Genomic DNA, 24652 nt, shown 5'->3' on the forward strand with positions numbered 1-24652 from the left:
AACGATTTATTTGGAACAGCAAAAACAGAAAAAGGCTTTGTGCACAAAATGTGCCAAAGCATTTACTGTATCCATTTTTTTAATGCGTAGTAACTCGGAAATTTCTGCAAAGAGGTTTGGCACTCTTCGCAAATACACTGGATTGTATAATCTCCCTCAGCTCCCGTTTGAATATATATATGTTGTTCTTCTGGCTCAATATTATTTTTTTGTAGAAAAGCCTCGTCTATGGAATCCAATGGTAGCTGGCCTACTTCTGTTTCACAATGGCGACATCTATAACGAATCGGCATAGCCATTAACCCCCTTTTTAGGAAGTATAGGCTTTTACTTCTTGTTTTATGCACCGTTAAAAATATTCATGACTTCTAAGAAGCTCTTATTAAACCATTGTTCACATGCATCTGCACTCTTTTGAGTAGCTATTTCTATTTCAATTTTTTCTTCCTTCGTAAAATCTGAGAGGACATAGTCTGGAACCTTCATGCCGTTTTTGGGTCGGTCTATCCCTATGCGAATACGATTGAATTCCTGCGTACCCAGATGTTGAATGATTGACTTTATCCCGTTATGCCCTCCAGCGCTTCCCTTTTGTCTTAGTCTTAGTTTTCCTACTTGAAGATCCAAGTCATCGTAAATTACAACTAATTCTTCATCCTCTACCCCAAAATAATCCATCAGGGGAACAATACATTCTCCCGATAGATTCATGTAAGTTAATGGCTTTAAAAGCATCACTTTCTCAGTTCCAATATGTCCTGTCCCATACATACCATTAAACTTCGATTGGTTAAGTGGGATACTCAACCTTTTTGAAAGCTCATCTATTACTTGAAAACCAATATTATGTCTCGTAGCTTCATACTGCTTGCCTGGATTTCCAAGGCCAACGATCATTTTCATTACATTCCATTCCTTTAACTCTTATTTCTTTTATTCTAACATAACAGTGGATATAAACATCTATAAAGCGAGTGGAATGTCTTGGTGTGTATACACGGCATGAAATCGGGAAAGTCCAAACTTCTTACTTACCTGAAAAAAAGAGATTGTCTATGACAATCTCTTCTACCTATTCCTCTGATGGTGCTTCTTCTGTGTCTTCAGCTTCTGTTTCTGTTTCAGGCTCTGTTTCTACTCTTGGTGCAGATACTGTTACTAAAGTGAAATCATCATCTTCTACTATAGTATAATTTACCTTTTCCCTAACATCTCCGACTGTTATAGTATCACCAATAGCAGTTTCTGTAACATCTACTTCAATGGAATCTGGGATATCAGAAGGTTTTACTAATACAGTTACTTCTCTATTTGGTTGTTGCAGTAACCCACCCTCTGAAACACCAATAGAAGTTCCAGTAGTATTGACCGTTACACTTACTTCTAACTCTTCCTTCATATTAATCGCAAGGAAATCGGCATGAATCATTTGTCCCTTTAGGATGTTCATTTGATAATCATTCAATACTACATTAACAGAACTGCCTTCCACATCTAGCTTCATTACACCATTTCTTCCAACCTCACGTAGTGTTTTTGTTAAATCCTTTTCATCCACCGCAATTGGTTGGGAATCGACCTTAAAACCATAAACTACTGCTGGTATGTAACCACTGTTTCTTAGTTTGGAATTTTCTTTTTGTGATCTTTTTTGTGCCTTTATAATAGTAGCCATAATCAAATCATCCTCCCGAAGTATAAGTAACTATAAATAAGATACCCTTCGGAAGGATGATTCAAACATATATTAAGTTAAATAAGCATTAATCAAACAGCGTACTTACAGATTTTTCTTCAAATACACGAACAATCGCATCTCCTAATAGTTTGGCTACAGATAGCTCTTTAATTTTTGGAGAATGCTTATCTTCTGGTAATTGGATAGAATTTGTAATAACCAATTCTTTAATAACAGAGTTATCAATACGTTCAATCGCAGGACCCGATAACACAGGATGTGTACAGCATGCGTAAACCTCTTTAGCGCCACTCTCCATTAAGGCATTAGCAGCAATAGAAATTGTCCCTGCTGTATCAATGATATCATCGATTAAAATAGCCGTTTTACCTTCTACATTACCAACTATGTTCATTACTTCAGCAACATTCGGGCGTGGACGTCGTTTATCGATAATAGCAATTGGTGCTTTTAAACGGTCTGCCATTTTGCGAGCACGTGTAACTCCACCGTGGTCAGGTGAAACTATAACAACCTCAGAAGGATCTAGGTTTTTCGTTAAGAAATAGTCAGATAGAATAGGCACAGCCACTAAATGGTCTATTGGAATATCGAAGAAACCTTGAATTTGTGGTGCATGCAAATCTAGAACGATTGCTCGAGTTGCACCTGCAGAAGTCAGTAGATTAGCTACTAGCTTAGCTGTAATTGGCTCACGTGCACGAGCTTTTCTGTCTTGACGAGCATATCCGTAATAAGGTAAAACCACGCTTACGCTACGAGCAGAAGCACGTTTTACTGCATCTAACATTATTAATAGTTCCATTATATGTTCGTTTACAGGACCCGAGGTGGATTGAACGATAAATACATCACACCCACGAATGCTCTCTTCGATATTGATTTGGACCTCGCCATCGCTAAATCTTGTAACAGTACTTTTCCCTAGCGGAACTCCAACTTCTTTTGCAATTTCTTCAGCTAATTTTTTATTAGAATTAAGAGTAAATATTTTTAGTTTGGCATTTTCATATCGATGAGTCATGATAATCCTCCTGAATAATTGGTTATTTTAGTTTGAGTTTTTTTACGTAGCCTTCTTTATTCTCTTGTCTTGCTCGGCCAATAGCCAGTGCTTCACCAGGAACATTCTTGGTTATTGTAGATCCTGCTGCTACATATCCTTTTTTACCTATCGTTACCGGTGCTATAAGATTAGAATTACATCCAACAAATGCATCGTCTTCAATTGTCGTCATAAATTTGTTTTTACCATCATAATTAACCGTAATTGCTCCGCAACCAATGTTTACATTTGTACCAATGGCTGCATCCCCCATATAACTTAGATGAGAAATTTTACTTCCATTACCTACAACCGACTTTTTCACTTCAACGAAGTTACCAATTTTAACTTGATCTCCAAGTTCCGATTGTGGACGGATATGTGCGAACGGGCCAATAGCTGTATGATTTCCAACTTCACTAGATAATACAACCGAGGAGTGGACAGTTGTTTCTGCCCCAATAACACTAGATACAATATGGCTGTTAGGACCAATTGTACACTTTTCTCCAATTATTGTTTTTCCCTCAATAATGACTCCGGGCTGTAGTACAGTGTCAGCGCCAATAACTGCTTCACTGCTTATATATGTACTTTGAGGGTCTATGATTGTTACACCTTCACGCATATGATGATGAGCAATTCGTGAGTGCATAATTTGTTCTGCTTGAGAAAGTGCTACACGATCATTAATACCAAGAGTTTCGTCAAAATCTTTTGCTGCGTAAGCAGAAACAATTTCTCCGTCCTGCTGTAGTATACCAATTACATCAGGTAAATAATATTCACCCTGAACATTTTCATTTTTTACTAACTTTAGTGATTTAAATAGTGCTTCATTATCAAAGCAGTAAGTACCAGAGTTAATTTCTTTTACTAGCTGCTCCGTTGCTGTTGCATCTTTATGTTCTACTATAGATTTAACGTGTCCCGCCTCGTTACGAATAATTCTTCCATAACCAGTAGGATCATCTGCTATAGCAGTTAAAATGGTTGCTTTTGCTTTGGATTCTTCATGATGCTTTAGCAAAGCCTTAATAGTTTCTGCAGTAATTAATGGAGTATCCCCGCAAACAACGATTGTAGTTCCCTGAAGATTAGCAAGTGATTCTTCTGCCTGTAAAACTGCGTGAGCCGTACCTAATTGCTCAGCTTGTAATGCGTATTCACTTCGATTGCCAAGCTCACTTTTTACAATTTCAGCACCATGGCCTACGATTGTAACAATCTTCTCTACTCCTACTTTTTCCATGTTATCAATAACATGCTCTACCATTGGCTTACCACATACAGGATGTAATACTTTATATAGACTAGACTTCATACGAGTGCCTTTACCGGCTGCTAAAACAACCGCATAGGTATTTGTCATTTGATATTTCCCTCCAGTGGGCTAATTTCCTCTTTTGACTATATAGGAAATGAGGGTTTTTTTCAAGGAATTCTCTTGACAAATACATGACAAAACAAGTAATATATATATTTTTTATCCTATTCTATTAATAATTACACAACTTTTTCCACAGCTTTGGATATTAATAGGCGTATAATACATGAAGAAATGAATCTTACATCGGGGAATAATATCAGATAATGATAGGTAAGGGATAATTGTTTTGATAGGTTAAATGATGAAGGCCAGCAGAAGAGCTTTATTGTAGTTAAAAAATAATAACGAGGATTATATTGGCAGCTTTTCAACAATATTAAAAAGCTGCCTATCTAATTTCGACAGATAATTTTACGTCATAAGCTTCCTTTAGGAGACAAACACCTTAATGATTCAGCATCTTATCATAATGCTTCTGCCGTTGCTTCTTCTACTTCAGGAACTGCATCATCGCTTAAATGATAGGCATACAACACCGCATCCTGGATTTTAGATCGAGTGCCCACGTTAATGGGATGAGCTATATCTCGAAATTCTCCTTCAGGTGTTCGCTTACTTGGCATGGCTACAAACAGTCCTGCATTTCCCTCAATAACTCTAATGTCATGGACTACAAACTCATTGTCCAGTGTGATGGAAGCGATCGCTCTCATACGACCATCCGTTAATACTTTGCGTAATCTTACATCTGTGACTTCCATGTAATTTCTCCTTCCCCCTAGTTGCAAATATCTATATTAACTTACTATTCCACAAAAATTTAAAATTTCCTTCTTAGTTTGGGAATATTTTTAATATTTTATAGATTATAATAATATTTATGTAATACAGCTAGTTCTGTTTATTCATACAAAAAAACACATGGTTTCCGAGGAAAACATGCGTTTTACTATTAAACAACTGCTATTACTTCAATTTCTACTTTTACATCCTTAGGTAGACGTGCTACTTCTACTGCTGAGCGAGCTGGTTTATGTTCACCAAAATGTTTTTCATAAGCTAGGTTAAACTCTGCAAAGTCATTCATATCCTTCAAAAATACTAAGGTTTTGACTACTTGAGTCAAGGAGGACCCAGCTTCTGTTAAAACAGCATCTAGATTAGCAAATACTTGCTCGGTCTGTTCTGTAATAGATCCCTCTACTACCTTTCCTTCAGGTGTTAAAGGAATTTGTCCAGAACTATAAAACATCCCGTTTACTACCATACCTTGTACATATGGACCAATTGCAGCCGGTGCATTATTTGTTGATACTATTTTCATCATTGTTGTCTCCCCTCTAAAAAATAATTTCCCTCTGTTAAAGCGATGGTTCCGTCTTTTTCATTTACTTCATGCAATTTAACTAAGGACAAGTAGTCCTTAACTAGTTGATCTCCTTCATGCTCCGCCTCTACTAGAACGGCAATCCCTGCAAGCTCACAATTAAATTCTTCTAACAGGCTCTTCATTCCGTTAATTGTTCCACCGACTTTCATAAAGTCATCGGTAATAAGAACGCGTTGCCCTTTTTCCATGCTTCTCTTAGATAGAACCATTGTTTGAATCCTTCTAGCAGAACCAGAAACATAATTGATGCTGACAGTCGGTCCTTCCGTAACCTTACTATCTCTTCTAACTACGACTACAGGTACGTTTAAGTGTCTAGCTATAGCATGTGCGATAGGAATACCTTTAGTTGCGACTGTCATAATAGCATCGATTTTTTCGTTCGCAAATGCAGATGCAAAGACTTTTCCTATCTTATTCATAAGAGCAGGTTCGCCTAATAAATCTGTCATGTATAAATAACCGCCTGGTAGAAGGCGCTCTGCTTTCGACAACTGAACCATCAGTTCTTGAGCAACCTTTTTCACATCTTCTTCGGTCATCGTAGGGATAAATTTTACTCCACCTGCTGCACCGGGTATGGTAACTAGCAAACCTTTACCTCTTTCCTCAAATGTTTCTTTAACTATCGTCAAGTCTTCGCTAATAGAAGACTTGGCAGATTGGTATAAGGAAGCAAAAAAAGTCAAAGGGATTAATTTATGAGGATGTTCCATTAAATATTGAGTCATATCAACTAGTCGTTCGCTTCTTTTCCATTTCATCTTATCACCTCTAATCACGAATGTTTTATAGAAAACTTAACACAATTATACGTGTTTAAGCAAGAAATTCTCTATCTCCCATTAGTCTTACTGCATAAACTTCGTCGCAAAATCCTCTTAGTCCGTTATATACTCTCTGAACTCTAGATTCATGGTTGACAAGACCAAAGACGGTTGGACCGCTTCCACTCATCAATACTGCATCTGCGCCAAAACGTTGCATTTGCTCCTTTAGGTTTGCCACTTCAGGATAAAGCTTTAAGGTGACATCCTCTAAAACATTACCTAGGGAGTTACACATTAATTCATAATCTTTTTCCTGTATAGCCTTCAACATCTGCGTCGTTTTCGGATGAACAATCTGATCAACTTTTAAGTTTCCATATACATCAGCTGTTGATACACCTAGTGTCGGCTTAGCTAATATCACCCAACAGTTAGCTGGCGTTGGGAGCTCTTGAATTTTTTCTCCTCGGCCTGTTGCCAAAGCAGTTCCTCCGTATACACAAAATGCTACGTCTGATCCTATTTTTGTCCCGATTTGAGCTAGCTCGTCCAATGTAAGGTTTAACTCCCAAAGTATATTTAAACCCTTCAAGGTAGCTGCTGCATCGCTGCTACCACCAGCCAGACCAGCTGCTACTGGTATATTCTTTTCAATTTTAATAGAGACACCAGATTTCACCTTATACATTTCCTTCAGTACCTTTGCCGCTTGATAGGCAAGGTTACGATGATCATTTGGAACAAAGCGGTCTACTGAAATAATATGTATGATTCCATCGTCTCTCAATTCAAGCCCAATTCGGTCTGCCAAATCAACCGTGGTCATAATCATTTCCACTTCATGAAAACCATCGGGGCGTTTATGTAATACATCGAGTGTTAAATTTATCTTAGCAGGTGCTTTTACGTAGTACATCCCATCTGCTCCTTTTCCTACTTATGCTGTTCCCTATTTTACCATAGTACTACCTTTTTGAAAAAAATGAGAACAATCAAAAAGAAAAGGCTAATAATTCGCCTTTTCTTTGCTAGTTGTACGTTATTTTTGGATATCGTGCTCGGTAAGATTTATTTACTTTGGTTGTTCATTTGTTGTTCAGCCATTTCAATTGCGCGTTTCACCATATTACCTGCATCACGGGATTTAATCCCACCCCAGCCTTCAGTTTTAACTACATCATAAAATCCAAGATCTTTTGCAATCTCTTCTTTTAATTCTTTAGACATAATTCCTCTTCTAGCCATATTGGTGAATCCTCCTAATAACAACTAGCAATATTAGTATGTCCGATATAAAGAAAAAAACTCCCTTCCCATTCAATCGAATGAGGAAAGAAGTTTTTGTCATATAAAAATGTAAAAATAAAAGTTCTAAACAATCATTTTACTACAATTGAATTATTTGCTTCGTCATAAATAGTGATTTCTACTGCTTCTGTCAAAATGTCTGCATAACTATAAGATACACGTTCAAAAGAATTTTCATCTTGATCCAAATCGATTACGAATACAGCATGATATGTTTCTCTTAGTACACCTGCTCGTTCGATTGTCTTCTTACGTCCTCCGTTTGCTTTTAACTGCAAACGTTTCCCTAAATGATGATCTAATGACTTTTTAATATCAGCTAAAGTTTTTGGCATTCCGCTTACACCTCACTGATTACAATATTAACACATATCCATTTTTTTGTCAAACAAAACATTTTATCAACATAAGCATACTCTTGTCAACGTTTTTATTATTAGTTTAGGATACTTTTATTTATTAACATTACTAATATTGTAACAAGTAAATTTAATGGAAATTAGGATATAGTTCATCTGCCAATCGCCCAAATTCTTCAATACTTAATGTTTCTCCTCTGCGAGTAGGGTTAACCCCCACCTTTTCTAACGCTTGCACGATTAATTCCTTTTTTTCCTTGCCATTTGGCAGAGAAGATTGAAGGTTATTAATAATCGTTTTTCTGCGTTGAACAAAGGAGCCTCTTGAAACTTTAAACAAGAAGTCCTCATCAATAACTTGGACTGGCGGTGTTTCATGGCGAGTTAGCTTTATGACCGCAGAATCAACGTTAGGCTGTGGCATAAATACTGCCTTTGGAACAGTCATCGCTACTTCTGCTTTCATGTAATATTGAATGGCAATTGATAAGGATCCGTATGCTTTGGTACCCGGTGAAGCGGTAATTCGATCTGCCACCTCCTTTTGCATCATCACAACCATTCCCCGAATAGGTAAGCGATCCATTAACAGCTTTAGTAAAATAGGGGTTGTTACATAGTATGGCAAATTAGCTACAACCATGACATCCTTATAATCAGACAATCTCTCTTCAAACATTTGTAGCACATTTGCTTCAAGAATATCCCCATGAATGATTTCTACGTTATTATATGGTGACAGTGTGTCATCTAAGACTGGTAAAAGACGTTGGTCTATCTCAAATGCAACTACTTTTCCTGCCTCTCTTGCCAAGTGCTCTGTTAAGGCACCAATACCAGGTCCTATTTCAATAGCTGCTGATTCTTTCGTTAAATTAGCATGACTTACAATATTTCTAAGAATATTAGGGTCTATTAAGAAATTTTGCCCTAAGCTTTTCTTAAATGAAAATCCATATTTTTTAAGTATCTCTTGTGTGCGAACCGGGGTCGCTATATCTTTTTGTGTCATTCTTTGTTGTCCTCCAAATCGAGTTGCAGAATAGCTGCTTCAAGCTGCTCCCTGTGTATTTGAAAAATAGATAGCCTTTTTTGTAGCTGCTTTCCATTGGTATAGCCAATTTTTAAAAATTCACCCAGTCTTGTTCTCCGTTCCTTGGCTTTGGGGTGCCCAATTAACCTTCCTTCTATTAACACCTCTAAAGGTATTGAAATATGAGTTTCCGAGTCAGTTTTTGGGGTATAAATATCACTAAGAGCTTGTTGAATATCTTCATCCTTGGCATGTTCAATTCCCAGGCTCTTACCGTTTTTCGCTATCGTTTTTTCCTTAGATAAAAAAGCGTGCTTCACACCAGGTATTTGCTCTTCTATAATTGCACGAATTCTTCTTCCAGGATAATCTGGGTCAGTAAATACTATGACTCCTCTTTTTTCCTGTGCATGCTGAATTTTCATTAGTGTCTCTTTAGAAATGGCTGACCCATTGGTTTCTATAGTATCAGCATCTACTGCTCTTTTTATAGCAGTCGTATCATCTTTTCCTTCTACGACAATAATTTCTTTTATACGCAAGCATTTTCCCTCTTTTCTGCTTCTATGCTAGCCTCTATCATAACGCAAAAAAGCTCTCCCTATCAACGAGAGGGAAAGCTATACGGAAAATTTATATACATATGTTATTGCAAGCTAGCACATAGTACACCCGATAATTCATACTATGCTAACCACTTACATTCCAATTTGTATTATTTTAAAACTTTTACACGTACTTTTTTGCGACCAAAATCATAGGCTTGCGATTTGGAAGCCATAAATAGATCTATTTTGTTTCCTTTTATAGCTCCACCAGTATCTCCAGCTATTGCATAACCATAGCCTTCAACCCACACCTTAGATCCAAGTGGAATGACACTAGGATCTACCGCCACAACTTTCACGTCTGGATTTGCTTTTAGGTTAATACCAGTAGCAGTTACTCCTGTACAGCCATTACAGCTAGCCGTGTATGCTGTAGCTGTAACATAAAACTCGCTTCCTCCAGATGGGGCTGCTGAGGTATTAGTACCACGCGATACGTTGGCACTGGCAGTCATCACTTTAGTTCCCACAGAAACAACCTTTTTCTTAGGCTCTTTTGTTACCTTTTCACTTACTATGTTACGAGAAACTTCCACTCCGTTTTCTTTAATAACCTCATAAGTGCGCGCAATAGATCCTTTTTCGCCTGTTTCAACTACTTTTTCTTTTCCTTTTAGAAGAGAATCGTCTTTCTTTGTAACTACTGCAAAGTTTGTTTCTTCCTCAACTACATCGGTGACCTTTTCTACTCTCACTATTTGTATTGCAGAATTAGGAAGTATAATTTCATCCATTTTCTGTTCTACACGGTCCAATTCATTCAATGGAATCTTATGTTTTTTTAAAAAGTCAGCGACCGTAGTCGAAGTGGACCATAATTTTTTCTCTTCCTTGCCATCTATAAGCGTTACTTCATATGCTTTCTCAATTGCAATTCGATTATCGGGTCCCACCTCTGCATCTGCAGCAGGGGTAATCGCATCATGTTCGGTGTATGGAACATTTGCCTTTGCTAGTACTTCTGAAACTAAATCATCAGTAGTCTGGACAGTTTGAATTTTACCATCTACCGTAATTTCTATTTGTCTTGCCTGCTCCCACTCAATCTCTAAATTATTTTTGATTGAAGTGTTCACTGAGGGATGTAAAAAATCATCGTTAGTGATTACTAGATTATTTTCATCTAGCAGCTCACCAACTGTATTGGCATGTGTTGTTATTTCTTGTTGTTCTCCGTTAACTGTTAAAGCAACAGTTTTCTTTGTTCCTTCGTATAAAACGAACGAAACTACTGCAAAAAACAATAGTAAAGATGCTATCGTTACTAGTGTTTTCTTGCTCCTCAATGAATGAAAGAACAGGTTTTTCATGGTTTTATCTTGCATGAAAAACGCCTCCTTGTTCACTCGTGTGATTATATAGAGTACTTTTAAGCTTGTCAACACTTTAGGTTTTTACCAATTTTTACATAACTGTGCGTATACCAATTGAAAAGCAGATAAATTTTAGTCTTCGATGTGGAAAAACCTCTTGGCATTACGGGTTGTTGCTTCAGCTACTTCTTCAACCGAGATACCCTTCAATCGTGCAATTTCTTCCGCTACTAGGGCAACAAGTGCCGGTTCATTTCTTTTACCTCTATGTGGATGTGGGGCCAAATAAGGAGCATCCGTTTCGATTAACAAATGATCTAAAGAAATTTCAGTTGCCACCTCTTTTGGCTTTTTGGCATTTTTAAATGTTACTGGCCCACCAAGTGAAATCATAAAGTTCATATCAATACATTGTTTAGCTGTTTCTACACTTCCACCGAAGCAGTGCATAATCCCACCTGTAAGATGAGCCTCCTCCTCCTTAAGAATTCTTACTACATCTTCTGTTGCTTCGCGATTATGTATGATGATTGGCAAGTTTACCTTTTGTGCTAAACGTATTTGCTTGCGGAAGATAGTCTGCTGAATTTCTTTTGGAGACTTGTCCCAATAATAATCTAGCCCTGTTTCACCAATACCTACTACTTTTTTATGAGCAGATAACTCTTCAATCCATTGTAAATCATCCTCAGTACAATCGATTGCGTCCACGGGATGCCAGCCGATTACTGCGTAGATAAACGGATATTTTTCTGCTAACTCCATTGCACGTTCAATTGTTTTACGATCAAAACCAATTACGACCATTTTGTTCACATTTGCCTCCAAGGCTCTTTGAATTACTTCCTGAAGATCTTCGTCATATTGGTCTGCGTTTAAATGGACATGTGTATCTATTAGCATATTCATTCTCCTATCTGAGCTTCATTTTACTTTTTTATTTGTTTACAATCATCACAATACTATTACATTTACATTAAATGAGTCATTTTTTCAATTATTTTGATTAATTTTACCTTATAAAATGACAAGTTTCCCAAAAATATTCAATTAAAAATAGTATTTATCGAATACTATTTAGATGTTTTAGGAACTTAATCGATTTAATATTATTAACCAAATTGACTTAAATAATTTTAAATAGGAAAGGTTTTCTTTAGGTAAATTTCGATTAAATAATGTGTTAATTAACTTTAAAACAATACCATAAATAGGGTATTTGTCATTAATAATGACTCGTTTTTATGCTTTATATAGGTAACTACTCTTTGGAGAATAATTTTATATTGCTTTATTAATGACATTAATTTAATAGATATAAAAATGTCCAATCTCTCATCTAATTTCCTCCTGATAACGCATTCCTTCATGATCAACTTTAATACACAAAATTCCTAAATCATTTATACCTTCCACCATAATCAAACTGTTTATCTCCGTATATTGAAGTCCTCAGGTCAGATTAAATCTGGGTTTTTAACACACCTACTGTGCTTTTAAGATTTCTTCTAAAAATAGATATTCATTTTAAAAAAAACATAGTTTTTTTAGATAGTCAAAAAAACTATATCAGTAATTAACTTGTTCATATGATACAGAAGTGAGGTTGCAAATTAAGCATTTTTTACAACCAAGCTAGTAAATAGGAAAGGAGATTTTATATGAGTCACTGGAAATGTAAACATTGTAGTTACGAAAGTAATTATCCAGTAAGGAACTGCCAACGTTGTAACGGCTTTAATTCTGAGGATAGCGCCCAGGAAAAGAATCACTGGCATTATAATAATGACTTTAGTGAAGCAACGGTCTTAGAAGATTTTGATCAGGTCTCATCTGTAGACCAAGAATCCGATGAACTAATCTGGATTAAGGATTCATGCAACATTACTGTTCAGACAACAGATACTCAAGCATCGGTATCCCTTCAAGTAGGCTTACAACTTGCAATTGCTCTAGTAGTAAGTATTGCAATTGGGGATTCTGATCAGGGTCAAGCTGTTGCAAATGACATTTTTCAACAATTTAATGACGAACAAACCAATAGACAAAAAATCATTATTGATAACTCAAATGACGTTAACATTGTAACTACTGATACAGACTTGGCCGTGAATATTCAGGCAATGCTACAAGTATTGGTTTCATTAGTAGTTAGATTAGATGTTCTTTAAATTTAATATAAAATGAAAAGAGGTGAAAATATGAATAAATGGAGAGCATTAGATCATTGCAATGACACCAGAAATAACAATGCGGATGTTCAGCAAAACGGAGAACAAGTCGTTTCCAATAAGCAACAATCATATGAATGGATTATTGTAAGGGATTCAGAAGGTGTTGAAATTCAAACAACAGATACCCAAGCAGCTTTGTCGTTACAATTAGGAATTCAAGCTGCAATTGCAGCAGTTATTAGCGTTACTCTAGGAGATACAGATCAAGCTAGAGCAGTTGCTCAAGATATGAAACAATTTATAAAAACTAAACAACGAAACGTTCAAAAAACGATTGTCGAGGGGTCAAGAAATATAACAGTTACAACCACTGATACCGACTTGGCAGTGAACATTCAGGCAATGCTTCAAATCCTTCTTGCTTTAGTAGCTAGGTTAGATATTCTATAATAAATTCGAAATAAATCGAAGAGTCTAGAAAAACTTAAATATAATTATAGTACGCTCAAAATGGATTCGAGCGATTATATGTTTAAAATATTTTCTATTTAACCTCCAGCTAAGATTTTTAATGAGTCTAAAAATTAGTAGGTTTGGAAAACGAAAAACATCCCTCGTCTCCTCTTAATTCATAGTTGCATATAATAATACAAATGATATTACAAGAAGGAGTGATGGACGTGAGCGATTTACCTAAAAAAAATGCAATTCCTGAAAAGGTCATTGATTTAATAGTAAGTGATACACTGCGTAAAAATGGCGTAAATCTAGATGATGTTAAAGGAAAATTATCCACAGAGCAAAAGCAGTTACTTAAAGAGCTTGTGGAAGAACTAACCATGCAAGTTGATCAATTTGTTGATCAACCAACATCCCATAAAAAGGATGCTAAATGAATTAAATTCAATTTCCGCTGAAGAACGATATTAAAGAAATATGGAAGAGAATAACGTATATTTGATTTCCGCTATAGGCGGAAGCTTTTAAGTAGGGAGAGCGGATAAGCCATCACTACAAGCTCACGCATGTTTGTGAAGGCTTTCTGTCTCACTCATCCCACTGGAATCGTCACCTGCAGTTTCAACAATTAATGTCCAAGTTGTACTGACAATTAATATTTAAGGTAATACCTCAAATAGATATTTACTAAAGCGCCTTTAACAAAGGCGTTTTATTTTTGAATACTGCTACACAATTGACACTACAGCTTTTCCACCTTTCACCAAGGAGAAGCTTTCAAAGTAAAAATTCTCTTTATTAGTACAAAAAAACTGCCGCTCATGCGACAGTTTTTTGGATAATCAATTATTTTACTTGTGCACCATTTTCTAATTTTTCATCTACAGTTGCTAGAGTTAAAAATCCATCTTTTTCACCAGCCAAAATCATACCTTGAGATAGCTCTCCTCTAAGTTTAACTGGTTTTAAATTAGCCACTACAATTACCTTCTTACCGATAAGTTCCTCCGGCTTATAATGCTTTGCAATCCCAGATACTACTTGGCGCTTCTCATAACCTAAATCTAATTGTAATTTAAGTAGCTTGTCTGCTTTAGGGATTGCTTCACATTCTAAAACAGTTGCTACACGTAGATCAACTTTAAAGAAATCGTCAATTGAGATTTCCTCTGTTTGCTCTTCTTCTGGTTCTTCCTTCACCTCTTCTTGTGAAGTCATAACAGAACCTCGCATTTTCTCACGAATATAAGCAACTTCCTCATCTACGTCTAAGCGAGGGAAAATCGGTACTCCTGTACTTATTACTTGTGTACCTTCAGGAATAACATTAAATTTCCCTAACTTATCCCATTCTAGATACATTTCTGTTAATCCCAGCTGCTCCATAATTTCTTTTGGGCTGTTAGGCATAAATGGTTGAATTAATGTAGCTATTTGGCGAAGGCTTTCTGCTAGGTTAGTCATGACACTAGCTAGCTGCGCTTTAGTAGCCTCATCCTTTGCAAGCACCCATGGTTGTGTCTCATCAATATATTTGTTAGTGCGAGATACTAGAGACCAAAGCTCTCCCAATACAATACTAAATTGCATTTTCTCCATATTTGATTCATATTTTTCAATTGCTTCTTTAGCAAATTGTTGTAATGTACTATCAAATTCAGTAGGTTCGCCTTGGTTTACAGGAATCTGACCACCAAAATACTTATTAATCATAGAAACTGTTCTATTCAATAGATTCCCTAAGTCGTTTGCAAGGTCAAAATTTGTACGTTCTACAAAGGATTCTGGAGAGAATACACCATCTTGACCAAATGGAAGCTCACGAAGTAAGAAATAGCGAGTAGCGTCTAAGCCATATTTCTCTACTAGCATCTCTGGGTATACAACGTTTCCTTTAGATTTAGACATCTTACCGTCCTTCATCATGATAAACCCATGTGCGAAAACCTTTTTAGGTAGAGGTAAGTCTAAGGCCATTAAGAATATTGGCCAATAGATTGTATGGAAACGTACAATATCCTTCCCTACTACATGTACATCTGCAGGCCAGTACTTTTTGAATAGAGAATCATCATCTGACATATAACCTAGTGAAGTAATATAATTAGTTAAAGCATCCACCCATACGTAAATAACATGCTTCGCATCCCCTGGAACATGGATTCCCCAATCAAAGGAAGTCCTGGAGACTGACAGGTCCTCTAGGCCTGGCTTGATGAAATTATTAATCATTTCATTTTTTCTAGACTCTGGCTCGATAAATTCCACATTATTTTCGTAGTAATCTAGCAAGCGATCAGCATACTTCTTCATATTAAAGAAATAGGATTCTTCCTTTACTTTATGAACAGGTCTACCACAATCAGGACAGTTTCCTTCAACTAATTGAGTTTCTGTGAAAAAAGATTCACAAGGAGTACAATATAAACCCTCATATTCACCTTTATAAATATCTCCGTTATCTAGGAACTTTTTAAAAATTTTCTCTACTGCTTGAGTATGGCGTTTTTCCGTAGTTTGAATAAAGTCATCGTAAGATATATTCATAGTCGCCCATGTTTTCTTAGAAGCTTCCGCAATTTCATCTACGTAAGCTTGTGGTTCCATTCCAGCTTCCTGGGCTTTTTCCTGTATCTTCTGTCCATGCTCGTCCATACCTGTTAAGAAACGTACATCATAACCTCGTAAGCGTTTATATCTTGCCATTGCATCGGAAGCTACAGTTGTATAAGCCGTTCCAATATGGAATTTACCACTCGGATAGTAAATTGGTGTCGTTATATAAAAAGTTTTGTCTTGTGCATTCAATGATTGCTGCCTCCAATGCTGAATCTTCTATAATATTCATTTTATCTAAATGGGTTATGGGTTTCAATCTATTCATCTAAGCATTTTTGTCGAATTATATTTATTCCACATATTATTTCCAAAAATATCAATATTATTCCTAAGAATGATATAATTCATCTTTTTTAGAGGAATATTATGTAAGCGTAGTCATATTTTTATCATCAAATCTAATGAAAACAGAAGAATAATTATTGACCAATATGGTAGTACTTGGTATGATTAAGTACATAAAAGAGGTTAATGTCGAATTTTGGCGAAAAATATACACTCTTGAGAGGAGAAACTTTAATAATGAAATCTACAGGTATTGTTCGTAAAGTTGATGAATTAGGACGCGTAGTTATTCCTATCGAACTTCGTCGTACACTAGGTATAGCTGAAAAAGATGCGCTTGAAATATATGTTGACGATGATAAAATCATCTTAAAAAAATATATGCCAAATATGACTTGTGCAGTTACTGGTGAAGTATCAGATGAAAACCTTCGTCTTGTTGGTGGTAAACTGATTCTTAGCCCAGAAGGTGCAGAACAGTTAATCAAAGAAATTCAAAGCAGCTTAAAATAATTACTTAATTAAAACATCCGTTCATAACTTATGGCGGATGTTTTATTATGTTACGTGATAGCTTTGATAAACTTCTCTTTTAGATAGTCCTCTTTGAATAGCCACCTCTTTAATAGCTTCTTTCGATTTTAATTGTTTTTCATTCATTAAATGTTCCACGTGTTCCTCAATACTTAAATTAATCCACCATGCCTCTTCTTCTAGTACTTCTTCTGTATCATTGCCTTCTAGCACAATGCAAAATTCACCACGAATTTCATTAGACTCTGCCCATTCTAATGCTTCCTCTACTGTTCCTCTTAAAAATTCCTCAAACTTTTTGGTAAGTTCTCTAGCTAACACAATGCGACGTGATCCTTCCATGATCGCTTGTATATCTTTTAATGTATCCTTCAGGCGATGTGGAGCTTCATACAATAGTATCGTCTCTTGTCTCTTTTGAAGCAATGTAATTTCTTTTTTTCGTTCCTTTTTATTTCTGCTAAGAAATCCATAAAAAAAGAATGGCTGAGTTGACATACCTGAAGCTATTAGTGCACTCAATGCAGCGTTAGCTCCTGGCACCGGGACGACCGCAAATCCTTCATCTATAGCTTTTGCTGCTATATCTGCTCCTGGATCTGAGATACAAGGTAAACCAGCATCACTGACTAAAGCTACTTGTTTTCCTTCTCTCAGTATTTCTAATATTTTTTCTCCGCCAACTTGTTGGTTATGGTCATGATAACTCATTAAAGGGGTAGATATCTCAAAATAATTGCACAGTTTTTTTGAGTTTCTTGTGTCCTCTGCTGCTATGTAATCTACCTCTTTCAAAATACGAATAGCCCGCATAGTCATATCTTCTAAATTGCCAATTGGCGTTGCCACTAAATACAAACAGCTACTCTGTTCGTGCTCAGTAGATTTTTGTGATTTCATTTCCTTACTCTCCTCTCATATAGGCTATTTTTTGCTTTCTAGTTAACTGTTTAAAAGCATACTCCGCCTGCATAGCCTCTTGCTTTGTATCAAAGGTTTCCTTATATACGCACTGAACTGGAATTCTTGCTCGTGTGTATTTGGCTCCTTTTCCCTCATTATGAGTTTTAATCCGCTTCGTTAAATCATTCGTATAACCGGCATAATAGGAACCGTCTCTACATTGTAATACATAAAAGGTATGAATTTTATTTGTCTCCATAGAGCATCTCTTTTATTTCATCTGTGTACTTTCCATCATCTTCGTACACATATAGAGGAGGAAGAATCTTCAAATCAGGCTTACCGTCCTTTATTCCTTCTATTAATAATGTATTTGCTTCCTTCCCCTTTTTTGGATACACAAAGCGAATACGTTTTGGTTCTAACCGATTGGCCCTCATTGCAGTAACAATGTCCAACAATCTACCTGGTCGATGTACAAATGCTGCTTTTCCGCCCTGCTTTAGTAGCTCACTCGCAGATTGCACAGCCTCTTCCAAGGTTAGATGAATTTCATGCCTAGCAATGGCCAAATGTTCCTTTAGGTTTTTTTCACTTGCTTCATGAGCAGGAAAGTAAGGGGGATTACAGGTAACCACATCGTATTTCTCTGAACCTAATTTTCCTGCGATACCAATAACATTATCCTGTATAATACGAATTTGATCGGTTAGTTGGTTGTATTTGGTACTTCTAGTTGCCATATCAGCTAACCTTTCTTGCAACTCAATACCTATTATTTCTGACTTTGACCGAGCACTTAGGAATAGAGGGATTGCACCATTCCCTGTACACAAATCAACTATTTTTCCCCTTTTAATCGGCACGTATGTAAATCTAGCCAGTAATACTGCATCCAAGGAAAAGGAGAAAACAGAAGGGCTTTGTATGATTCGTAATTCCTCTGCCAATAAATAATCTAGCCTTTCATCATCCTTGAGCCATTGTTCCATAAATCCTACCTCCATAAAAACAAAAGACTGACATCCACCTTATGGAGTGGCATCAGTCAATTGATTAGACATTTTGTTTATTTAAAAAAGATAAGCAAAATAAACAATCTTCCTCCTTACGAGGACTTCCAAAGTGAACATGACATACATGGTACCCTTCCTGATATAGCCTAGCTAAGTTATCATAGCCTTCTCCTATATCAGCTTTGTTCAATCGATTTTCTCGTATCTTTTCGTCCATTGCTTCTTTTTCATGTATCTCATCTAGCCTTTGTCTTAAATGATTATTTTCTTCTTGTAACGCTTGTCGTTCTTCTATCATAATCGCTACAAACTCTTTCAACGCGCGAAACTGGAGTTGCGTGGACTCTAATTGTTTTTCAAATTCTATAATTGTATCCAAAAAATTACGGTCCATCACCTATTCACCTCATTGCCCCGTCCACTGAACTGGGTTTTTAGCATAGTTTACAATCTCATCTAACGTATAATCTAACACACGTAAAGGATCGCCCAACTCAATACGTAAAATTCTTTCTAAAATATTCATACTGACAACTTTTCCATATCCATCTGGTGTCTCAATTCTATCACCAATGTCAGGCATTTGCTCTCTTGCCGTCTCGTATTCATCATTTTCATACTTTAAGCAACACATTAAGCGGCCGCATAAACCTGAAATTTTAGATGGATTTAGAGATAGATTTTGATCCTTTGCCATCTTAATAGACACTGGTTCGAAATCTCCTAGAAAGGTTGAACAGCAGAGCATTCTTCCACAAGGCCCTATGCCGCCTAACATTTTAGCTTCATCTCGAACTCCAATTTGTCGAAGTTCAATTCGTGTTCTGAAGACTGAAGCAAGATCTTTTACTAAATCACGAAAATCTACTCGTCCTTCAGCTGTAAAATAGAAGATTATTTTGTTGCGATCGAATGTATATTCAACATCAACAAGCTTCATCTCTAATTCTCTTTGTAGTATCTTTTCAGTCCCCAGAGCTAATGCCTGAGCTGATTCTAAACGATTTTCTTCCACCTGGATTCGATCCTTTTCTGTGGAAGGGCGTACTACTTGTTTTAAAGGTAAAACTACATCATTTTCTCCTACTTGCTTAATAGGTACCACAACTTTTCCGTACTCTACCCCGCGAGCAGTTTCTACGATGACATAATCATCCTTTTCTAAAGCATAATCCACTGGATCAAAATAATATATTTTACCCGCTTTTTTAAAGCGGACTCCTACAACTTTATACAAAACTATACCCCTCCTGCAGGTTAAGCATTAGCTGCTCCATCATCAGTGTCCGGTTCATATTCCTATGCAAATTCTGTTTTGCATCTAAAATTAGTTCTAACTGTTTAGACAATTGCTCGTATGTCTTATACAATGCTACCTGTTTCCAAAAAGAAATCATATCTGGATAAGTACAAACTGCGAGTGGAGTTGCTTTTATAGCTACTATATCACGATAAGCAAATAGTAGTAAATCTAATACTTGTTCTGCTTGTTCCTTTTCTTTTAGAAGTGGGCCAAAATCTTCTTGAATACACATTAATGCATCTTGAACACTTTTTTCACTTGCTTCCACCAATTTTAACACTGATTTCCTTGCAAGTCCAAATTGCTCGTCTTTCGCTAAATTTAGACCTTCTTCTACCTCATTCGTCATTCTACTTACAGTGGAAGCCATAGAATCTGTGATTCCTTCCTCTATTAACTTCTGCTTTAATATCGATTGAGGCATAGTAGCCAAGCCGATATGCTGACATCTTGAACGTATAGTTGGAAGCAATGCATGCATCTTATCTGTCAATAAAATTGCTGTAATCTCACTTTGTGGCTCCTCTAAAAATTTTAGCAGCGTATTAGAGGAACTAATGTTTAATCGGTCTGCTTCATGTATCACATAAACTTTTCTTCCGCTTTCTAAAGAGGTTTTACTCATCTCATGTATCAGATCATCTATTTGATTTCTTTTTATATTTTGTCCATCTGGCTCTATCTGACTTAGATTTAAATGATTATGCGATTTTAGCCTTTTACAGCTTCGACATGTTTCACATGGAACATTTCCTGTCGAATTCTCGCAAAACATCAGCTGTACAAAAAACTGCATGACCTTTGTTTTTCCTGTACCCTTGGCCCCTTCAATTATATAAGCATGTCCAATACGATTTTTAGCTACAATAGATTGAATATGTTTTATAGCTACTGGTTGCATTCTTTCTATGTTTTGTATTGACCATTCCTCTACCATGCTCAATTTTGTTCCACCTTTCTCATAAAAACGTAAGCTCCTGAAGCTAGACACCGAATAAATAAATTGCAAAAAAGCATATACTATCTTATCTTCTAAAAAATCCCGTGTCTCGCTTTGTGCGAAAACACGGGAGCTTCTACGTATACAAATTAATAAGTAAGCCTTTAATTTCACCTATTTTATCCAACAATTCAATGGAACTCTTTTCTTGGCTTAGAATTTCTTCCGCTAGCTCTACTAATTTCTCATCTATTGTCTCTACTATTTTTAGCTTTCTACCTTCACCAAATCTATTCCACGTATGAGACTGTTTTAGCCCCATACCGAAATCTACTGCTTCTTCCAAAAACTTTTTAATTAACATTTTAAACTTTGCCATATCACGTAGGTTTCTTGACCGAGCTAGACGATCACCAGCTGTTGTAATATCACCTAACAGTTTTGTCAGAGCTTCAGTTTGCATTCTTTGGTCATGCTTCGTTACCATTTGCCCAAATTTTGCCGAATTCGTATTATTCTGTATAGAATCTTTACGTATTTTATCTATCCCTACTCGTAAATCTTGATTAATTTTCAACGTTTTCTGTCCTTTCCTTCATTATTAAAAATGATGGAATTGTTCAATTGGGAGTACGAATACCGTTGCTCCACCGACCTCTACTTCAACCGGATACGGTATATATGAGTCTGCGTTTCCTCCCATAGGAGAAACCGGAGCAACCATCTGCTCCCGGGCACGACAATTATCTCTTATTAGTTCTAACGCAGAAGATACCAAGGAGTCATCTGTACCGATTAAAAATGTAGTATTCCCAGATCTTAAAAATCCACCTGTACTAGCAAGTTTTGTCGCTCGAAACTTTGCTTTCGTTAACGCATTCGATAATCTATTACTATCTTGGTCCTGCACTACAGCTACTATTAATTTCATCGCTACTCACTCCTACTTTTATTTTCTGTTTATTTTATTATAGCATTTATTACCTAAAAATTCCTAATTCCATTTTTACCATTTTATAAGCCTCTTCCAACACCTCTTCCAATGATTTAGAGGCATCTATCACTTGTATTCTCTCAGGATATTGTTCCACTAATGATAGGTACCCTTCTCTCACTTTTTGATGGAAATAAAGACTTTCCACGTCTAATCTATTTTTCTCTCTGGTGCTGTGAGCATTAATTCGCTTCAGTCCAAGACTCGGCTCAATATCAAATAGAAGCGTCTTGTCTGGCATCGTTTGTCCAATTGCAAATTGGTTAATAGATAATATCTCCTCTACTCCAATTCCTCTTGCATAGCCTTGATATGCAAGTGAGCTATCGATAAAACGATCACAAATAACAATTTTTCCTGCCTCTAGGGAAGGTTGAATTTTTTCCACTAGATGCTGTCTTCTAGCCGCTGCATATAACAAAGCTTCCGTGCGGCTATCCATCATTGTATGCTCGTTATCTAAAATTATGCTACGAATTTTCTCGGAGATTTTAATACCTCCAGGCTCTCTTGTCATGACAACATCGTAGCCCTCTTTCACTAATCTTTCCCCAAGTAATTGCATAACAGTTGTTTTCCCTGCACCTTCAGGACCTTCACTTGATATAAAATACCCTTTTTTCTGCACTATTAATCCTCCACTACATATATTAGCTTTTCTGCAAGCCTATGCTCTCCTTGAAAGAAAGCACCTTTATCAATCCAATCTTCTAGCTCTGTTAACATAGAGATCGTAATTTTTTCCCCTGGTATAACTAATGGAATACCAGGGGGGTATGGAATGATGATTCCTTTTGCAATTCTACCTATTGACCGAGCATAGGGAATCCATTCTCCTTGCTTACAGTTTAACAAACCTATATTCATTTCAATCGTAGATACTGTTTTCAAAGAACTTTTTGATATTTCCTTAGGAACTATCGGCTCCTCTTTTTGAAGCTCATCTACTGCCATTTTTATACGCTTTCTTACTTCTGCAAAAGGATAATCTTGCTCTTTTTTCAATAATGGTAATATTATTAAAACCTGATATGTATCAGCAAGCTCAATGTAAATGTGCTGATCTTGTAACGCTTTTTGAACTTGAAATCCAGAATAATCTCCCACGCGCATTAACAGTTTCAATGGATCATCTACCTCTATAATCTCCACTCGTTTAATCGATTGTAATGCCTGTTTAAATAGCTCTCTTTTATATAGTAGCTGCTTGAAATCCATTTCATTGTATCTTTGCACATAGCTCCTAGCATCGTCTAGTGAAGCCATCAGTAGATAGGATGGGCTGCTTGATTGAAGCATCCTTAAATACTTATTTACTCGGGGCGCTTCAATAATTGAAGAGTTTATATGCAAAAAAGATCCCATCGTCATAGCCGGCAATGTCTTATGAGCCGATTGAACAACTATGTCTGCACCATATTGAAGAGCGGATTGTGGTAGCCCTTTGTAAACTAGGAAATGGGCACCATGTGCTTCATCCACTAATACTGGAAGGTTTCTTGCATGGCAGTAGTCTATAATTTTTTTAATCTCCTCCGAAGCCATTCCATAATAGCTTGGGTAAGTAAGTATTACACCTTTTGCCTGTGGAAACTCTTCTATGGCAATCTGAATAGATTCTGCCGATACATAAGTTGCTGTTTTTGTACGATCATCCCATTCCGGTGAGACAAAGATTGGTTCAACGCCTACTAATTCAATTGCATGAAAAATTGACTTATGGGCGTTTCTTTGAACAATTATTTGTTCTCCATACTGACAGGTAGCATATAGCATCGCTAAGTTTCCAACTGTTGTTCCATTCACAAGAAAATAGCTTTTTTTTGCTCCATAAGTAGATGCCAGTAATTCTTCTGCTTCTTTAATAGCTTCTTCAGGATGATGATAGTCATCTAAACCATTTAATTCGGTCAAGTCGTAGGACAGTGCACCTTTAATAGGAGCTGGAAGGTTAGATAAGAGTCCATGTTTATGACCAGGAACATGAAAGGATATATTTTTTTGATTATGAAATTTTTCTAATGCTTCTACTAATGGACGTTTTTCATGCATTTTTTTTACCCCGCGAAATTTTATTATCTTTCTATTATACATGAAATAGGAGTAGATGTTTTGAACCTATTTTTGGCCTAAAAAGATGGATATTATAATATATATTTATTTTCCGGGAAATTTTTTGAAGGGTGTCATTTTCTTTTAATGACTTTTAATGATCTTTGATTATAAGATAATAGTAGAATTTTTTTGAGCGAGAGTCCTCTCTTTGACCACAAGAGTCTTGAGGATAATCCTTGTTTCTTTATTCATGTCTTACTTGCTTATTTTCTATTTAATAGTAATAGAACACTTCATATGTAAGAAATGCTTATGATTTAACTAATGCATATGAGATAAAAGGAAGGTGTCATTTACTCTATAAAGAATTGGTTATTTTATCTATCTGGCTGTATTTAAAGATACTTACTCTAATTATATATTCCAAAATGGTTAGTGCCTTCGGCACTTCTAATTTCTTTATAGAACAAACAAAAAAGCCGTCACCGATTTCTCGGTAACGACTTTTTCCAGTG

30 protein-coding genes are annotated in these 24652 nt (G+C 36.3%); 4 read left to right on the forward strand and 26 right to left on the reverse strand.

What is annotated here, in order from left to right; all coding sequences use genetic code 11:
* Positions 1-62: 62 nt before the first annotated feature.
* The 15 genes from H9650_RS19350 to H9650_RS19420 all read right to left on the reverse strand — a co-directional run bounded on the left by H9650_RS19350 (position 63) and on the right by H9650_RS19420 (position 11758).
* Positions 63-293, reverse strand: a complete 231-nt coding sequence (locus tag H9650_RS19350) for an anti-sigma-F factor Fin (RefSeq protein ID WP_144541524.1) — start codon at positions 291-293, stop codon at positions 63-65.
* Positions 294-339: 46 nt separating this feature from the next.
* A complete protein-coding gene (pth, locus tag H9650_RS19355) occupies positions 340-903 on the reverse strand; it encodes an aminoacyl-tRNA hydrolase (RefSeq protein WP_144541526.1) in 564 nt (187 codons plus the stop codon).
* Positions 904-1072: 169 nt separating this feature from the next.
* Positions 1073-1675, reverse strand: coding sequence for a 50S ribosomal protein L25/general stress protein Ctc (locus H9650_RS19360; protein ID WP_144541528.1), 603 nt, complete (start codon positions 1673-1675; stop codon positions 1073-1075).
* 88 nt (positions 1676-1763) lie between these two features.
* Positions 1764-2723: a ribose-phosphate diphosphokinase gene (locus tag H9650_RS19365; protein ID WP_144541530.1), complete on the reverse strand. Its 960-nt coding sequence runs from the start codon at positions 2721-2723 to the stop codon at positions 1764-1766.
* A gap of 22 nt (positions 2724-2745) precedes the next feature.
* On the reverse strand, positions 2746-4116 hold the full coding sequence (gene glmU / locus H9650_RS19370; RefSeq protein WP_191697931.1) for a bifunctional UDP-N-acetylglucosamine diphosphorylase/glucosamine-1-phosphate N-acetyltransferase GlmU: 1371 nt from the start codon (positions 4114-4116) through the stop codon (positions 2746-2748).
* A 422-nt stretch (positions 4117-4538) separates the two neighbouring features.
* Positions 4539-4835, reverse strand: a complete 297-nt coding sequence (spoVG, locus tag H9650_RS19375; protein WP_144541534.1) for a septation regulator SpoVG — start codon at positions 4833-4835, stop codon at positions 4539-4541.
* Positions 4836-5026: 191 nt separating this feature from the next.
* Positions 5027-5398, reverse strand: a complete 372-nt coding sequence (locus H9650_RS19380; protein WP_144541577.1) for a RidA family protein — start codon at positions 5396-5398, stop codon at positions 5027-5029.
* Positions 5398-6228 carry a pur operon repressor gene (gene purR, locus H9650_RS19385; RefSeq protein WP_144541536.1) on the reverse strand — a complete coding sequence of 277 codons (831 nt, stop codon included), beginning with the start codon at positions 6226-6228 and terminating at the stop codon, positions 5398-5400. The genes H9650_RS19380 and purR overlap by 1 nt, the downstream gene beginning before the upstream one ends.
* Before the next feature lie 55 nt (positions 6229-6283).
* Complete coding sequence (ispE, locus tag H9650_RS19390; protein ID WP_154311965.1) at positions 6284-7150, reverse strand: 4-(cytidine 5'-diphospho)-2-C-methyl-D-erythritol kinase; 867 nt, start codon at positions 7148-7150, stop codon at positions 6284-6286.
* A 152-nt stretch (positions 7151-7302) separates the two neighbouring features.
* Positions 7303-7479, reverse strand: coding sequence for a small, acid-soluble spore protein, alpha/beta type (locus H9650_RS19395; RefSeq protein ID WP_144541539.1), 177 nt, complete (start codon positions 7477-7479; stop codon positions 7303-7305).
* Between the two features lie 134 nt (positions 7480-7613).
* On the reverse strand, positions 7614-7877 hold the full coding sequence (gene veg, locus H9650_RS19400; RefSeq protein ID WP_144541541.1) for a biofilm formation stimulator Veg: 264 nt from the start codon (positions 7875-7877) through the stop codon (positions 7614-7616).
* A gap of 154 nt (positions 7878-8031) precedes the next feature.
* Positions 8032-8913, reverse strand: a complete 882-nt coding sequence (gene rsmA, locus H9650_RS19405) for a 16S rRNA (adenine(1518)-N(6)/adenine(1519)-N(6))-dimethyltransferase RsmA (protein WP_154311966.1) — start codon at positions 8911-8913, stop codon at positions 8032-8034.
* The gene (gene rnmV / locus H9650_RS19410) at positions 8910-9476 is read right to left on the reverse strand and encodes a ribonuclease M5 (RefSeq protein WP_154311967.1); all 567 of its coding nucleotides are present in this window, start codon (positions 9474-9476) and stop codon (positions 8910-8912) included. Before rnmV ends, rsmA begins: the two co-directional genes overlap by 4 nt.
* 173 nt (positions 9477-9649) lie before the next feature.
* A complete protein-coding gene (locus H9650_RS19415) occupies positions 9650-10867 on the reverse strand; it encodes a G5 and 3D domain-containing protein (protein ID WP_144541547.1) in 1218 nt (405 codons plus the stop codon).
* A 120-nt stretch (positions 10868-10987) separates the two neighbouring features.
* On the reverse strand, positions 10988-11758 hold the full coding sequence (locus H9650_RS19420; RefSeq protein WP_144541549.1) for a TatD family hydrolase: 771 nt from the start codon (positions 11756-11758) through the stop codon (positions 10988-10990).
* Between the two features lie 758 nt (positions 11759-12516).
* Between H9650_RS19420 and H9650_RS19425 the strand changes: the two genes are divergently transcribed.
* The 3 genes from H9650_RS19425 to H9650_RS19435 all read left to right on the forward strand — a co-directional run bounded on the left by H9650_RS19425 (position 12517) and on the right by H9650_RS19435 (position 13925).
* On the forward strand, positions 12517-13026 hold the full coding sequence (locus tag H9650_RS19425) for a spore coat protein (protein WP_144541551.1): 510 nt from the start codon (positions 12517-12519) through the stop codon (positions 13024-13026).
* A 30-nt stretch (positions 13027-13056) separates the two neighbouring features.
* The gene (locus H9650_RS19430; RefSeq protein ID WP_144541553.1) at positions 13057-13479 is read left to right on the forward strand and encodes a spore coat protein; all 423 of its coding nucleotides are present in this window, start codon (positions 13057-13059) and stop codon (positions 13477-13479) included.
* Positions 13480-13709: 230 nt separating this feature from the next.
* A complete protein-coding gene (locus H9650_RS19435) occupies positions 13710-13925 on the forward strand; it encodes a spore coat protein (RefSeq protein ID WP_225216180.1) in 216 nt (71 codons plus the stop codon).
* 409 nt (positions 13926-14334) lie between these two features.
* On the opposite strand, the gene metG is transcribed toward H9650_RS19435, so the two are convergent.
* Positions 14335-16296, reverse strand: coding sequence for a methionine--tRNA ligase (gene metG / locus H9650_RS19440; protein ID WP_191697932.1), 1962 nt, complete (start codon positions 16294-16296; stop codon positions 14335-14337).
* Between the two features lie 333 nt (positions 16297-16629).
* On the opposite strand from metG, the gene H9650_RS19445 reads away from it, so the two are divergent.
* Complete coding sequence (locus tag H9650_RS19445) at positions 16630-16905, forward strand: AbrB/MazE/SpoVT family DNA-binding domain-containing protein (RefSeq protein ID WP_144541581.1); 276 nt, start codon at positions 16630-16632, stop codon at positions 16903-16905.
* 45 nt (positions 16906-16950) lie between these two features.
* Here H9650_RS19445 and rsmI read toward each other — a convergent pair whose 3' ends face one another.
* From rsmI to H9650_RS19495, 10 genes are all read right to left on the reverse strand, one after another.
* Entirely contained in the window at positions 16951-17826 is an 876-nt protein-coding gene (rsmI, locus tag H9650_RS19450) for a 16S rRNA (cytidine(1402)-2'-O)-methyltransferase (RefSeq protein WP_144541557.1), read from the reverse strand.
* Positions 17827-17830: 4 nt separating this feature from the next.
* Entirely contained in the window at positions 17831-18088 is a 258-nt protein-coding gene (locus H9650_RS19455) for a GIY-YIG nuclease family protein (protein ID WP_144541559.1), read from the reverse strand.
* Positions 18075-18821 carry a tRNA1(Val) (adenine(37)-N6)-methyltransferase gene (locus H9650_RS19460; protein ID WP_144541561.1) on the reverse strand — a complete coding sequence of 249 codons (747 nt, stop codon included), beginning with the start codon at positions 18819-18821 and terminating at the stop codon, positions 18075-18077. The genes H9650_RS19455 and H9650_RS19460 overlap by 14 nt, the downstream gene beginning before the upstream one ends.
* 64 nt (positions 18822-18885) lie before the next feature.
* Positions 18886-19242: a DNA replication initiation control protein YabA gene (gene yabA / locus H9650_RS19465; protein WP_144541563.1), complete on the reverse strand. Its 357-nt coding sequence runs from the start codon at positions 19240-19242 to the stop codon at positions 18886-18888.
* Positions 19243-19251: 9 nt separating this feature from the next.
* The gene (locus H9650_RS19470) at positions 19252-20082 is read right to left on the reverse strand and encodes a PSP1 domain-containing protein (protein WP_144541565.1); all 831 of its coding nucleotides are present in this window, start codon (positions 20080-20082) and stop codon (positions 19252-19254) included.
* Positions 20075-21085: a DNA polymerase III subunit delta' gene (gene holB, locus H9650_RS19475; RefSeq protein WP_144541583.1), complete on the reverse strand. Its 1011-nt coding sequence runs from the start codon at positions 21083-21085 to the stop codon at positions 20075-20077. The genes H9650_RS19470 and holB overlap by 8 nt, the downstream gene beginning before the upstream one ends.
* A gap of 139 nt (positions 21086-21224) precedes the next feature.
* Complete coding sequence (locus H9650_RS19480) at positions 21225-21665, reverse strand: YaaR family protein (RefSeq protein ID WP_144541567.1); 441 nt, start codon at positions 21663-21665, stop codon at positions 21225-21227.
* 24 nt (positions 21666-21689) lie between these two features.
* Entirely contained in the window at positions 21690-22019 is a 330-nt protein-coding gene (locus H9650_RS19485) for a cyclic-di-AMP receptor (protein WP_142643831.1), read from the reverse strand.
* A 49-nt stretch (positions 22020-22068) separates the two neighbouring features.
* Positions 22069-22710: a dTMP kinase gene (tmk, locus tag H9650_RS19490; RefSeq protein WP_151111874.1), complete on the reverse strand. Its 642-nt coding sequence runs from the start codon at positions 22708-22710 to the stop codon at positions 22069-22071.
* A 2-nt stretch (positions 22711-22712) separates the two neighbouring features.
* A complete protein-coding gene (locus H9650_RS19495; protein ID WP_144541571.1) occupies positions 22713-24134 on the reverse strand; it encodes an aminotransferase class I/II-fold pyridoxal phosphate-dependent enzyme in 1422 nt (473 codons plus the stop codon).
* Between the last annotated feature and the right edge of the window lie 518 nt (positions 24135-24652).

Origin of the sequence: Psychrobacillus faecigallinarum (genome assembly GCF_014836595.1) — a bacterium.
Taxonomy (GTDB): domain Bacteria; phylum Bacillota; class Bacilli; order Bacillales_A; family Planococcaceae; genus Psychrobacillus; species Psychrobacillus faecigallinarum.